This window comes from Luteimonas panaciterrae, assembly GCF_020511115.1.
In the GTDB taxonomy this organism is placed as follows: Bacteria; Pseudomonadota; Gammaproteobacteria; order Xanthomonadales; family Xanthomonadaceae; genus Luteimonas; species Luteimonas panaciterrae.
The window spans coordinates 16667-30863 of record NZ_JAJAVH010000002.1 but is presented as its reverse complement, the minus strand read 5'-3'; the positions used below and the strand labels follow the sequence as shown (position 1 = coordinate 30863).

Sequence of the window (14197 nt, the reverse complement as noted above, 5' to 3'; positions counted from 1 at the left end):
CTACCCACCGTCTTCGTTTTTCGGGATCGCGGAAACGCAAACGGCCGCCCGAGGGCGGCCGCGGCGGCGTCGCGCGAAGCGCGGACGCTTATTACTTGGTGTAGCGGCGCTTGAACTTGTCGATACGGCCGCTGGTGTCCATGACCTTGTTCTGGCCGGTGTAGAACGGATGCGTGGCCGAGGAGATTTCCACCTTGATCAGCGGATACTCACTGCCGTCCTCCCACTTGATCGTCTCCTTGCTGCCAAGGGTCGAGCGGGTCAGGAACTTGAAATCCGAAGTCACGTCCTGGAAGACGACTTCGCGGTATTGGGGGTGGATGTCGGCCTTCATGGCGGGCACCAGATTCATGCAAGGAAAGAGCGGCATTTTAGCCCGCTCCGCCCGGATCATGCAACCCGGCCCAATTCCGGTCCGATTTCCGCCTGGTTCCGGGCGGTTTTCCCGCCCTAGCCCGCGGCCAGCGCCGCTTGGATCAGCGACTCGAAGCGGTCCTGGTCGTAGCGCATCAGGATCGCCGCCTTGTCCGGAAGCCCTTCCTGGCGGCGCCAGTCGACCACGGTCGCGCCGCGGCCGTGGCGGCCTTCGAGCTCGATCGAGATCGGGCGTTCGAGCACTTCCAGTGCCCCGTCCGGCTCCAGCGCATAGGCCATGGCCAGGGCGTCGGCGGCGAACCAGTGGTCGCCGCGGCGATCGATCGACCACAGCCGGGTCTTCTCGGAAATGCGGTCGTAGAAGCGCCCGCGCTCGGTGCCGGCCTTCAGCCATTCGGCCACGCGGGCGTGATGCAGCCCGTGCGCGATCACGGCCTCCCAGTCGGCCAGTTCGATACGCTCGAAGGCGTCGAAGACGATGTGCGCCGCCTCGGGATCGAAGTAGATGTTGAACTCGGCGGCCGGCGTGATGTTGCCCTGGCAGGTCACCGCGCCGCCCATCACCACGAAACGCGCCACGCGCTGCGGCAGCGTGGGATCGAGCTTGAGCGCCAACGCGATGTTGGTCAGCGGCCCCAGCGCCACCAGCAGCAATTTGCCGGCATGCGCGTGCGAGAAGCGCAGGATCGCCTGCGCGGCGTGCTCGGCCTCGGCCTTGTGCTTGGCGGGCTCATAGCCGACGTCGCCGAAGCCGTCCTGCCCATGCACGTAGCCGGCATCCGGTGCCGGATGCAGCAAGGGGCCGGCGCAACCGGCGAATACGGGAATGTCCGCGCGACCGGCCACTTCGCACAGCTTCAGGGCATTGGCGACGGTGTGCTTGAGGCCGACGTTGCCGGCGGCGACGGTCAATCCGACGACGTCGTGTCGGGAATCGTTGAATGCCATCAGCAGGGCGAGGGCATCGTCGACGCCGGGATCGGTGTCGATGAGCAGCGGAGTCTTGTCGGTCATGCTGGGTATCTGGACTCGGCGGGGAAGTTTATACGCTTTTTTCGCGCCATTCCCGGCCCTGGGGAGGGGTACGTCCCCGTCTTTATGTGACGTAGACACTGTTGGGCATAGGGTGGTTTCGGGGCCAGCACAGCGCAGTGCATCACAGGGGACACTCCCATGAATTCCGGAACCACGCTCGCTCCCAAGCCGGGCGATGCGCACTGGGGCACGCAGACCAAGTACCGGGCACGACGCCTGGCCGGCTTCGTCGCCATCGTCGACGAGGTGCTGCGCGAGAAAGATCAGGTCCATGTACTGGATGTCGGCGGCACCGTGTCGTACTGGCTCGATCTTGAACCGGTCTGGGGCGGTCGCCCGCTGGTGTTCACACTCGTCAATCTGAAAGCCGAACCCGTCACCGATCCGCGCTTCACCAGTCTGGCTGGCGACTGCCGGGACCTGTCGCGTTTCGCGGATCGGAGTTTCGACATCGCACACTCGAATTCGGTGATCGAGCATGTCGGCCGCTGGGGTGACATGCAGCGCATGGCCAATGAGGTGCGTCGGCTGGCGCCGCGTTACTTCGTGCAGACGCCGGACTACTGGTTCCCGCTCGAACCGCATTTCCGCGTGCCGTTTTTTCATTGGCTGCCGGAACCCTGGCGGATCGCCCTGGTGCGCAGTCGCAACTGCGGCGCCTTCCCGCGCGCCACCTCGTTCGACCAGGCAGCCAACTACATCGAGGATTCGAGCCTGCTCGACGCGACTCGCTTCACCAGCCTGTTCCCGGAAGCCCGGATGGAACGGGAGCGTGTCTTCGGGCTGAGCAAATCCCTCATCGCGGTGCGCTGAACGGCACACTGATTCGCAGGATGCCTTCGTAGCGCAACAGTAGCCTGAGAACGGTCAGCGATAACACGACACCGAAGCGATAGCGCCCCGTCTCGACGCCGTCGTCACGATCAATGCCTGCAAGGCCGGATGCAGCTCGGCGAAATGCGCGCCGAACCAGCGCCTCACGACATGACTGTCGACAATCGATGCAGAATCAGGCAGCGGCATAGCGCGCGGCGCTGCCGATCCAGCGATCGACCAGCCGGTCCGCCAGCTGCGGCGATTCCTGCAGCAGACGCTCGGCCACGCGATGCACGAACGGCAGCAGATCGGCATCGCGAGCCAGATCGGCGACGCGGAACGCAGCCAAACCCGTCTGACGCGTGCCGAGCAGTTCGCCGGGACCGCGCAGTTCCAGATCCTTCTCGGCGATGACGAAGCCGTCGTTGGTCTGGCGCATCGTCTCCAATCGCTGCTTCGCCATCATCGACAACGGCGGCTGGTACAGCAGCACACAAGTCGATGCCGCGGAACCGCGACCGACACGGCCGCGCAGCTGATGCAATTGCGCCAGCCCCAGCCGCTCCGCATTCTCGACGATCATCAACGAAGCATTCGGCACGTCGACGCCGACCTCGATCACCGTGGTCGCCACCAGCAGATCGAGCTCCCCGGATTTGAACGCGATCATCGCCGCCTGCTTGTCGCGTGCCTTCATGCGCCCGTGCACGAAGCCGACGCGCAATGCCGGCAGCGCCTTCGACAAGGCTTCGAACGTGGCCTGCGCGGCCTGCGCGATCACTTCATCCGATTCGTCGATGATCGTGCACACCCAGTACGCCTGCCGTCCTTCGGCGCAGGCGGCGCGGATGCGTTCCACCAGCTCCGGCCGGCGTTCGCCGCTGAGCACGACCGTCTGCACCGGCGTGCGGCCCGGCGGCAGTTCGTCGATCGCCGAGACGTCGAGATCGGCGTAGGCCGCCATCGCCAGCGTGCGTGGGATCGGCGTCGCGGTCATCACCAACTGATGCGGGACGCGGCCGTCCTCGCCGCCTTTGTCTCTCAATGCCAGGCGCTGGTGCACGCCGAAGCGATGCTGCTCGTCGACGATCGCCAGCGCGAGATCGCGGAAGACCACACCCTCCTGCATCAGCGCATGCGTACCGACGACCAACTGCGCTTCGCCACCAGCCACCGACGCCAGCGCGGTTTCACGCGCGCGGCCGGCGACCTTGCCCGCCAGCCAGGCGATGCGCACACCGAGCGGCTCCAACCATGCGCGCAGATTGTTGAGGTGCTGCTCGGCGAGCAGCTCGGTCGGCGCCATCAGCGCGGCCTGCCGCCCGTTCTCGATCGCCAGCAGCGCCGCGAGCGCCGCGACCACGGTCTTGCCGCTGCCGACATCGCCCTGCACCAGGCGCAGCATCGGCATCGCCTTCGCCAAGTCCTCGCGCACCTGCGCGTACACGCGCTCCTGCGCGCCCGTGAGCGCGAACGGCAATGCCTTGCGCAACTTGTCCGCCAATGTCCCGCCACGCAGCGGCGTCGCCGCATGCGCCTGCAAGGCGATGCGCTGACGACGCAGGCTGAGATGGTGGGCGAGCAATTCCTCCAATGCCAGACGACGCTGCGCAGGATGCGTACCGGCCAGCAGCGCGGCCACGTCGGCATCCTTCGGCGGGCGATGCATGATCCGCAATGCATCGCGCAGGCCGGGCAGCTTGCGTTCCTGCAACCACGCCTGCGGTAGCAGTTCCAGCGCCTGCTCGTCGGGCAGATGATCGAGCGCTTGTCCGATCAGTTTGCGCAGTGTCGCCGGGCCGATGCCCTCGATGGCGGGATAGACCGGATCGAGCCCTTCGCTCAGCTCGGCGGCATCGTCCGCGCCGAGGATGCGATAGCTCGGATGCACCATTTCCAGACCATGCTGGCCCGGACGCGGCGTGCCATAGGCGCGCAGTCGCGCGCCCGGCGTGAACTGCGCCACCTGCGCCGCGCGAAAATGAAAGAAACGCAGCACCAGCGTGCCCTGCGAACCGTCGCTGATCGCCACGCGCAGCATCGGCCGATAGCGGAAACCGCGCTCGACCGCCTCCACCCTGCCCTCCACCTGCGCCGTCAGGCCCGGCTGCAGCACCCGGATCGGTGTCAGCGCGGTGCGGTCCTCGTACTGCCGCGGCAGCAGCAGCCACAGGTCCTGCAGGTTGTGGAGATCGCGCGCCGCGAGCTTTTCCGCCACGCGCGCGCCGACGCCCGGCAGAGCCGTCAACGGCGTGTGGGCGGGATCGACGCGATCAGATGCGGATGGATTGGGAACGGACGCCGGCATGCGACAAGCATGCCGGGAACGCCCGCAAACCAAAACCCCGACGCGCGGTCGGGGTTGGGATTGGCCTCAGAACTTCAGCTGTGCCTCCACACCGTACATGCGTGGCGCGGTGACGCGCGCGCCGACCGTGCCGAGCACGGTCTTGCCGTAGGTGCCGAGCGAGTTGATGTACTGGTTGTCGAAAACGTTGTTGCCGAACACGGCCCAGGTCCAGTGCCCGCGCGGCGAGGTCCAGGCCACGCGCACGTCGGTGCGGTTCTCCGCCTCGCCGAGGTCGAGCGCGCGGCTGGGACCACAGGCGCCCTGCTCCTGCGACTGATCGTTGCAGCGGGCCTTGCCGCGATAGGCATGACGGAGCGTGAAGCGCACATCGCCGGCCTCATTCAGATTCCAGAGGTAGTTCACACCGGCCGCGAACGACCAGCGCGGCTCGCCGCTGGGCTGCCCGCTCAAATCATCATTGCCGACCTTGTACTCCTTGTACGTGGAATCGATGTATTCGACGTTGAAGTCGAGGCTCAGCGCGTCGGTCGGCTTCCACACCGTGTCGAAGTCGAGTCCGTAGGCCTCGATGTCGGCGGTATCGACCACGAAGCGCGGGATGTCGGTGCTGAAATCCAGCACCGTCGACTGCCGGTTGTCATAGACGTAGTAGAAGAGCGAGGCGTTGTATTGCAGGCGCAGATCCGGGAATGCCTGCTTGATGCCAGTCTCGAAGTTCCACACCTCTTCGTTGTCGAAGCGGCTGTTGATCTGCAACGCGTTGTAGCCACCGGCCTTGTAGCCCTTCGCCAGCGAGGCGAACACCATGGTGTCATCGTTGAGGTGATAGTCGACGACGAAGCGCGGGCTGAAATCGGACCAGGCGTGCTTGGTGCGCACGGTCTGATTGCGATAGAGCTCGGACACCGGATCGCTGAAGGCGACGTTGAAGAGCAAGTCATCCCGGTTCAGGCCCAGCGCGGCCAGCAATCCCATCTGTTCGAGCTGGTCGAGGCTGGCGTCGAGTCCGGGCGCGGTGCGATCGGGATTGAACCAGCTGAACTCCTTCTTGTCACGCGTGTAGCGCAAGCCGAAGGTGAGATTGAGCTTGTCGTTGACGTGCCAGATCACGTCGCCGAACAAGGCGTAGGACTTCGACTTCAGCCTGTTGTGATAGGCCTCGTTCCAGGGTTGTCCGAGCAGCTTGATCGGGATGTTAAACGCGTCGAGCAATCCCTGGCCGAAGGTGAACAAGCCGACACCCGGCGGCAGCGGACCATTGGGCTGCACGAATTCCGGCGGGATCAGACCGCTGCTGACCATCGCCGTGTCCACGCTGTCGCTGAACAGGTTCACTTCGCTGGTCTGCTGCGACTTCTCGTCGTAGTAGCTCGCGCCCGCCACCCAATCGACGTGCTCGTTGCTGCCGTTGAACTTGATCTCCTGGTAGTAGCTGCGGCTGCTTTCGGTGTTGGTGGAATCGATGTACAGGTTGCGGCGATTGGTGCCGTCCTCGTCGACCGCGGTGTTGTTGGAGTCGTAGTCGCGCCAAGCCGTGGTCGAGGTCATCGAACCCCAGTCCATGCTGTGGTCGACGATCAGGGTGACGCCGTCGAAACGGCGTGATTCGTCGCTGCCGATGGCGTCGTTGTAGGTCGGCGTCTTGCGCGGATCGAGATAGGCGGTCTCGTCCACCGGCACCGGGGGCACGCCGGGCTCAGGCGGCAGGGCAACGATCCCGGTCGTCGCCTGCGCGCGCTGGCTCAGGCTTTCGTGATCCCAACTCAGCACCGCGCTGGTGTTGTCGCCGAAGCGCATGCGCCAGGCGGCGCGTGTCGCCCAGTTGTTCTCGGGATTCAGATCCTCGCCGGTGGCGGCGTCCTTGATCCAGCCCTTGCTGTGATTGAACAGGCCGTTCAAGCGCAGCGCCGAATCCTCGCCCGTCGGCAGATTGACCATCGCTTCGAGGTACTGCTTATGGTCATTGCCCAGACGCAGCTTGGCGCGTGCTTCCTGCTCGTCGCTGGGCTTGTTGGTGATGATCGAAATGGCGCCGGCCGCGGTGTTGCGACCGAACAGCGTGCCTTGCGGTCCTTTCAGGATCTCGATGCGCTCAACATCGGTGAACGGTAGCAGCACACCGCCACCTCGGCCCGCATAGACGCCGTCGATGTAGACGCCGACGGCCGAATCCGTACCGATGCCGAAATCGTCGGTCTGGATGCCTCGCAGCTGGAAACTGGGCTGCGTCGGCTGGTTGCTGTTGACCTGCAGACCCGGCACGAACCCCTCGATATCGCCGAGATTCTCGGCGCCGACATCACCGAGCAGCTGTTCGTTCACCACCTGCAGCGCGATCGGCACGTCCTGCAATTCCTGCTCGCGGCTCTGCGCGGTCACGATCATGCGATCCAGCGTCACCGCTTCCTTCGCCTGCGCGGGCGCTTGCGCCTGCGGCGATGGCTGCGTTTGCGGCGGCGATGCCTCCTGTGCTTCCTGGGCGACCGCGATCGGCGCGATCGCGGAGAACGACAGCGCGCACGCGCCGATCAGCGCGCGACGCATCGAAATGCACAAGACATGTTGTTTCAACGACATTTCCCTCTCCCCTTGCGTTGATTGTGTTGCCATTCCCTGGCTCCCTCGGCCTCAGCCCGCTGCCTCGCAGCCTCCTGTTTCCATCGCCGCGATCCATTCCCGGATCAGCTCGACCCCCTCGCGATGCACCACGTCGCGACCCAGCTCCGGCATCATCACGCCGGGATCGTCGCTGTCCATACGGTAGACCATAATCGACTCGTCCGGTTTGCCGGGCACGATGCCGTAGCGTCGATCGCCCGTACCACGGCCCGCGGCCACCGGCGGCTTGCACAGGCCGAGGTGGCGCGGATCGCGGCTGCCGATCTCCAGCAGCAGCCCCGACGTGTCGGCTGGCCCCTTGGCGTTGTGGCAGTGCGCGCAGTTGATGTCGAGATAAGCGCGGGCGCGGGACTCGAGGCTGGCATGGGCGGCATCGCGCCAATTGGCGTTGTGCGGCAGCGTGCCCGCCGGCGTGCCGGTGAGATAACCGAGCTTCGCCCAGTGCTGCAGTTGGTTCTCTTTACCGGACGCGTAGGCGTAGTCGCGATTGAGATGCCGCGCCTTCGGCCCCAGCGGCTGGATCAATCGCGTGGTGTTGTTGCTGGCGTGGCAGCCGGCGCACTGGTTCTGGTCCGGCACCTGATAGGTGAAATCCTCGCGGCTGCCATCGCTCGCCACCAGTTGCAGTGGCACGCTGTCGCCGGTGCGCATCAGCTCGGCCTCGGTCTGCTCCTGGTTCCAGACGTAGGCCAGCGCCACCCAGCCATCCTTGCGATGCACCAGCAGGCGCGTCTCGACCATGCGCACGTTGCGCAGATCCAGCCCTTCGCCGCTGCGATCGCGCGATTCGTCGTAGGTGCGTGCCACCGCATCGCCACCGTCCGCGGTCTTCCCGGCCCTGGGATAGAAGAAGGTCTTGCTGAAGATCGTGCCGACCGGGAAATCGAAAGCCTCGTCGGGTTCGTATTTCGCCGCCTGTCCGTTCGGCATCCACACGGTGCGCAGCTTGTGCGCGTAATCGGAGAACAGCGGCGTGTTGAGATCGAACGGCACCACACCCTCGTTCAAGGCCAGTCGCTGGCCGTCACTGCTCACCACGTGCCAGTCGCTCAGCTTGGGCGGATAACCGTCGGCGTGGAACTGCACGGGCGCGGGCTCGCGCGCGCAAGCGGTGAGCAGCAGGATCAGCAACAGACCGAACAGCCTGCCTGCCGTCACTCCCGCGCAAGCGGGAGCCCATGGGCTTTCCTTCTGCAACAATGCGTCCAGCGGTGACATCCATGGACTCCCGCTTGCGCGGGAACGACGGACCAGGGCAAAGCGAATCTTAGACGTCATCCGGCTAACCGAGTTGCAGCGTCACCGGCGGCAACGGCTCCAGCTTGCAGTTGAACGGTGCGGCATCCGACTTCGGATTCTTGTTCTTGTTGGGGCCGTCGGCGTTGATCACACCCGAAGCGCCCTGGATGCAAATCTGCGGCCCCTCGGTGCGCTTAGTGTTGACGTAACCGTCCCACATCACGTCGGGCAGATGGCCGCCCAGGCCGAACATCGCCAGTTTCAGCGCCTTCAGTTCGAGCCCGTCGGGCGAATCGCCACCGCCGGAGAACTTGTTGTCGTGCACGTAGATGCGCTCGGGATACGGATCGAACGTCGGCGCCGGCTTGTACTTGCCCTCATAGCCGGCCGAGTAATGGCTGGCGATGATGACGTTGGCGGTCTTGTTGTCGGACACCTCGTTGCCGAAGATCTCCACGTCGTCGTTGGACATGATCACCACGCCCGACCCCGCCGGCACACTGGCCACCGCCGTGCCCTTGCGGCCGAAATTGTCGGTGTTGTTCTTGAAGATATTGTTGTTGAACACGCGCGTGGTGTGTCCCGGCTGCGGCAGATCGGGCATGTTGAACACCAGGATGCCGCCGGTGTTCTCGGTGGCGACGTTGTCGTGCACATCGGCGCCGATGCAGTTCTCGATCTCGATGCCGGCCACGTTGCGCTCGGCACGGTTGCGGCGCACCACGATGTTCTGCGACTGGCCGACGTAGATGCCGGCGTCGGACGCGCCGATCACCACGGAATCCTCGATCAGCACGTTCTTGCTCTGCACCGGATACAAACCATAGGCACCGTTGTCGGTATCCGGCCCGTTGGTCCATTCCACGCGCACGCCGCGAATGATGATGTTCTCGCCTTCGTTGACCTTCAGGCCGTCGCCCTTGCTGTCCTCGATCGCGAGATTCTCCAGCGTGAAGTTGTCGGCGTTGACGATCAGCCCTTCCGCGCCGCTCTTCTGTCCCTTGAAGCTGAGCACGGTCTTGTCCTTGCCGGCACCGCGGATGGTCACGCCGTTCACGCGCAGGCTCAGGCTGCGATCGAAGGCGTAGCGGCCGGCGGGAATCTCGATGACCTCGCCGGTCTTCGCATCGAGCAGACGTTGCTGCAACGTCTTCTGGAACTCGGCGTTCGCCGCAGGCGCGGCAGGGGTGTTCCCGCCGCCGTCGCGGCCACAGCCCGCCAGCAGGCCGAGCACGGCCAAGGCCAAAAATGTGCGCTTCATCGCATCCTCTCCACGACCGGCGCCGCGCCAGCCTGCGCATTCCAGTCTCCGACGCGCATCGTCGCAAGTGGAGGGCAATCACGGCATACTGACGGGGGGCAAAACGGACAATTTGATGCGCTCGCCACACCCGCCCATCGATCCTCGGCTTACGACTGCAAGCAACGCTACCAACATCCTGTCCGGACTGTGCATGGTCGCCGACGAACAGGATGTTCCCTGCGAACCATGGTTCGCCGGACTGCGGCTGACGCGCGCGCAGATCGACGATGCCAGCGTGCGCGTCTCCTACCGACAGGCCAGCCGCATCGTGCAGCGCGCGATGCGTGCGCTGTCGCTTCCCGATCTCGGCCTGCGTTTGGGCCGCCGGCAGAACATCGGCAATTTCGGATTGCTCGGCCTGGCGATGATGACCGCGCGCACGTTCGGCGACGCGGTCGGCATCGGAATGCAGTACGCGCCCGTGTCCGGCGGGCTGATGGATCTCGAACTCGATACATCCGAATCCGGCGTGGTGGCGATGGTCGCGCATCCGCGCGCGCAGGAGCCGCAGATCCTGCCGTTCCTGTGCGAGGAGCTGTTCGCCAGCACTTTGATGCTATGCCGCGGACTGGTCGGCGCGAACTTCAAACCGCGACGCCTGGAACTCACCTACCCCGCGCCAGCCTATGCGGCGGAATACGACGCGTTGTTCGAATGCGAAGTGCGTTTCGGCATGCCGCGCAACCGCGTCATGATCGACACCAGCTGGATGCCTCATGCATTGCCGACCTACAACCCGGTCAGCGCGCAACAAGCTCTTGCGCTATGCCGCGCGATGATGCCGGATGGACAGGGCGCCAGCGAAATCGTCGCCACCGTGCGCAACCTGCTACGCGAACGCCTGCAGGAAAACCCGAGACTGGCCGACATCGCCGCCGACCTGCATCTCACCGAACGCACCTTGCGCCGGCAACTGTCCGCCGCCGGCTTCGGCTTCAAGGAAATGCACGATCAGCTGCGCAGCGAACGAGCGCACGACCTGCTGCGCGAAGGCCAGCTGTCGATCACCCAGATCGGCGCGCGCGTCGGCTTCCGCGACGCGCGTGAATTCCGGCGCGCGTTCAAACGCTGGACCGGTGTGGCGCCGCGCGAGGCGCGGATTCGCCGCTGACGCAGCCGCCGTTGGCTCAGCTCAACACCAGAATCGCATCCACCTCGAACTGCGCACCCTTCGGCAGCGCCGACACCTCGATGGTGGAACGTGCCGGATAAGGCGCCGTGAAGTACTCGCCCATCACCGCATTGACCTCGGCGAAAGCGCCCAAATCGGTGAGATAGAGCCCGACCCGCACCACGTCGTCGAGCGAACCACCGGCCGCGGCGCAGACTGCTTTCAGATTTTCGAATGCGCGCCGCGCCTGCGCTTCAACACCGCCATCGACCAAATTGCCGGTCGCCGGATCCAGCGCGATCTGGCCGGAAAGAAACACGGTATTCCCGGCACGTGCGGCCTGCGAATACGGGCCGATGGCGGACGGGGCTTGGTCGGTGCTGATTGGGGCGCGGGGCATGGTTTGTCTAGATGCTTGGAGGATGTCGGAGTTTAATCCTTTTTGCCTGTTGCACTGGATGAAGGGTGTTTTACCTCTGGCATCTCTTGTTGAAAATCAAAAGCGTTTCGCCCCTGAAGGGGCGAGTTCATTTCTTTTGATAAGCGTGAAAAGAAACGAACCAAAGAAAAACGCTTTTCTCGACACAGCAATCCCATGACGGGAACTGCCCCAGGATTTTCCGACTCGCCATCCATGGCTCGGCCGGAAAACGGCGGGCATCCTGCCCGCCGCCCTTCGGGTCTAGAGGCGAGGTCGGCTCGCAAAGTTCTCAGCAAGAGCAAAAGCCTTGCTCGGCTTTGCTTCGTCTTTTGCTTCTAAAAAAGTTTGAACGCCCTGACAGTCGGAGACCCGGAGGGCGGCGCACAGGGATGTGCGCCGTTTTTCGACCGAGCCATGGATGGCGAGTCGAAAAATCCCGATAAAAACGAATCCCTGGGGCTGCTTTGTCGGGGAAAGCGTTTTTCTTTGGTTCGTTTCTTTTGGGGCTTACCAAAAGAAATGAACTCGGCCGCGTAGCGGACGAAACGCTTTTGCTTTTTAACAGCAACAGCAAAGAGCAAAGACACTGGATTCCCGCCTACGCGGGAATGACGAGCAACGGCAACAGCCAAATGGATCCCGGCTTTCGCTGGGATGACGATCAAAAGACTCAAACGCGCTGCACGCCGTGCACCACACCCAGCCGCCGCACACGCCGAATCACCTCAGCCAAATGCTCCCGATCCCGCACCTCGATCGAAAACCGAATCGCCGCCACATTCGTATCACGCTCTAAATATTCGACACCATCGATATTCGACTCCGCCTGCGCGATCGCCGCGGCCACCTGCGCCAACACCCCAGGCCGATTCCCGACCTCGATCCGCAACGCCACCTGGAAATCGCCACTCACCTCGCGATCCCAGCCGATCGCCACCCATCGTTCCGGCGATTTCCGATACTCCGCCACGTTCGGACAATCCAAGCGATGCACGACGATGCCACGTCCCGTCGTGTGATACCCCATGATCTCGTCGCCCGGAATCGGCATGCAGCACTGCGCGAACGTCACCACCCCACGCTCGTTGCCGGTGATCAGGATGCGATCGCCATCGCGCGGCACGCGCACGTTGCCCGGCGGCTGCGGCAGATCCGCGCCCTGCTTGGCCAGCGCCTGCGCAACTTGTGCCGGCATTCGATTGCCGAGCGCGATGTCGGCGAGCAACTCTTCCAGACGCGGATAGCGGAACTCGGCCAGATACGCCTCCAGCAACGACACCGGCAGGCGTTCGAGCGAACTGCCGAGATCTTCGAGCGCGCGATCGAGCATGCGATGCCCAAGCTGCACCGCATCCTCGTGTTCGAGATGCTTGAGCTGATGCCGGATCGCGGTGCGCGCCTTGCTGGTGACCACGAACTCCAGCCACTGCGGCTTCGGCGAGGATGACTTGGCGGTGATGATCTCGATCTTCTGCCCGCTGGTGAGCTTGGTGCGCAGCGGCACCAGCTTGCGATCCACGCGCGCGGCCACTGCCTGGTTGCCGACGTCGGTATGCACGGCATAGGCGAAATCGAGCGCGGTGGAATTGCGCGGCAGCGAAAGAATGTCGCCCTTGGGCGTGAACAGGTAGACCTCGTCCGGGAACAGGTCGACCTTGACGTTCTCCAGGAATTCGAGCGAGGAACCGGTCGCGCGTTGCGATTCGAGCAGATTGGCGATCCACGAATGCGCCCGCGTCTGCGCACTGTTGGGCGCGCTGCCACCATGCTTGTACGCCCAGTGCGCGGCGATGCCGCGCTCGGCAATCAGGTCCATCTCCTCGGTGCGGATCTGCACCTCGATCGGCGAGCCGTACGGCCCGAACAAGACCGTGTGCAGCGACTGGTAGCCGTTGGCCTTCGGGATGGCGATGAAATCGCGGAAGCGTCCGTCCAGCGGCTTGTATACCGAATGCGCCACGCCGAGCGCGTGATAACAGTCCGCCACCGAGGCGACGATGATGCGGAAACCGAACACATCCACTACCTGGGCAAAGGTTTTGCCCTCGGCCTGCATCTTGCTGTAGATGCTCCACGGCGATTTCACACGGCTCACGAGGCGGTACTGCAAGCCCTCGTTGGTGAGCCGTTGCGCCAGCTGCGCCTCGATCTTAGCCATCGCCTCGCGCCGTACCAACGGCTGCGAGCGGATGCGCTTCTCCAGCACCAGGTGGCGCACCGGATGCAGTGCGTGGAAGCCGAGGTCCTGCAGCTCCGACTTGATCAGGTTCATGCCCAGGCGCTGCGCGATCGGCGCGTAGATCTCCAGCGTCTCGCGCGCGATGCGCTCGCGCGCCTCCACCGATTGCGCGCCAAGCGTGCGCATGTTGTGCAGGCGATCGGCGAGCTTGATCAGGATCACGCGCAGATCGCGCGCCATCGCCAGCAGCATCTTGCGGAAACTTTCGGCGGCGGCTTCCTTGCGATCCTGGAATTTCAGCTTGTCCAGCTTGGTGACGCCGTCGACCAGTTCCGCGACGGTTTCGCCGAACTGGCCGGCGAGTTCCTCGCGCGTGAGCGGCGTGTCCTCGATGGTGTCGTGCAGGATCGCGGCGACCAGGGTCTCCACGTCGACGTGCTGTTCGGCCAGCACCCGCGCCACCGCGACCGGATGGGTGATGTAGGGCTCGCCCGACTTGCGCGTCTGCCCGGCATGCGCCGCCGCGCCCACCGCCCAGGCGCGGCGCAGCAGCAGGCGCTGGTCGTCCGGGAGGTAGCCGGTCGCCTGCTCGAGGTCGCGCACGTAGTCCGGCACCGCCTCGTCGGCGGGCACGGGCACTGAGCGAAGGGCAGGTTCGGCGGGCGTCATCCTCTGAGGATAAGGCCGGGATTACCAATTCGGTAATGGGGATTCACAAAAAAACAACGGCCCGCCGAAGCGGGCCGTTGCAATCGCGTTCGGGGATCGGGGCTGTGCGAATGCAGCAT

General features: G+C 64.5%; 10 protein-coding genes. 2 read left to right on the top strand and 8 right to left on the bottom strand.

Annotated features, from left to right (window positions below; all coding sequences use genetic code 11):
• Positions 1–91: 91 nt before the first annotated feature.
• Together LG367_RS04330 and LG367_RS04325 are read right to left on the bottom strand one after the other, a co-directional pair.
• Entirely contained in the window at positions 92–334 is a 243-nt protein-coding gene (locus LG367_RS04330; RefSeq protein WP_226468066.1) for a type B 50S ribosomal protein L31, read from the bottom strand.
• A 116-nt stretch (positions 335–450) separates the two neighbouring features.
• Complete coding sequence (locus tag LG367_RS04325; RefSeq protein WP_226468004.1) at positions 451–1389, bottom strand: nucleoside hydrolase; 939 nt, start codon at positions 1387–1389, stop codon at positions 451–453.
• Positions 1390–1548: 159 nt separating this feature from the next.
• Between LG367_RS04325 and LG367_RS04320 the strand changes: the two genes are divergently transcribed.
• Positions 1549–2223: a class I SAM-dependent methyltransferase gene (locus tag LG367_RS04320; protein ID WP_226468003.1), complete on the top strand. Its 675-nt coding sequence runs from the start codon at positions 1549–1551 to the stop codon at positions 2221–2223.
• Between the two features lie 196 nt (positions 2224–2419).
• Here the strand turns inward: LG367_RS04320 and recG are convergent, their stop codons facing one another.
• The 4 genes from recG to LG367_RS04300 all read right to left on the bottom strand — a co-directional run bounded on the left by recG (position 2420) and on the right by LG367_RS04300 (position 9656).
• Positions 2420–4534, bottom strand: a complete 2115-nt coding sequence (gene recG / locus LG367_RS04315; protein WP_226468002.1) for an ATP-dependent DNA helicase RecG — start codon at positions 4532–4534, stop codon at positions 2420–2422.
• 66 nt (positions 4535–4600) lie between these two features.
• Positions 4601–7114, bottom strand: coding sequence for a TonB-dependent receptor (locus LG367_RS04310; RefSeq protein ID WP_226468001.1), 2514 nt, complete (start codon positions 7112–7114; stop codon positions 4601–4603).
• A gap of 51 nt (positions 7115–7165) precedes the next feature.
• A complete protein-coding gene (locus LG367_RS04305; protein ID WP_226468000.1) occupies positions 7166–8374 on the bottom strand; it encodes an SO2930 family diheme c-type cytochrome in 1209 nt (402 codons plus the stop codon).
• Positions 8375–8438: 64 nt separating this feature from the next.
• On the bottom strand, positions 8439–9656 hold the full coding sequence (locus tag LG367_RS04300; RefSeq protein WP_226467999.1) for a parallel beta-helix domain-containing protein: 1218 nt from the start codon (positions 9654–9656) through the stop codon (positions 8439–8441).
• Positions 9657–9849: 193 nt separating this feature from the next.
• Between LG367_RS04300 and LG367_RS04295 the strand changes: the two genes are divergently transcribed.
• On the top strand, positions 9850–10809 hold the full coding sequence (locus tag LG367_RS04295; protein WP_226467998.1) for an AraC family transcriptional regulator: 960 nt from the start codon (positions 9850–9852) through the stop codon (positions 10807–10809).
• Positions 10810–10825: 16 nt separating this feature from the next.
• Here LG367_RS04295 and LG367_RS04290 read toward each other — a convergent pair whose 3' ends face one another.
• Positions 10826–11209 carry a RidA family protein gene (locus tag LG367_RS04290; RefSeq protein WP_226467997.1) on the bottom strand — a complete coding sequence of 128 codons (384 nt, stop codon included), beginning with the start codon at positions 11207–11209 and terminating at the stop codon, positions 10826–10828.
• A gap of 691 nt (positions 11210–11900) precedes the next feature.
• Positions 11901–14078, bottom strand: a complete 2178-nt coding sequence (locus tag LG367_RS04285; protein ID WP_226467996.1) for a RelA/SpoT family protein — start codon at positions 14076–14078, stop codon at positions 11901–11903.
• Positions 14079–14197 lie beyond the last annotated feature (119 nt).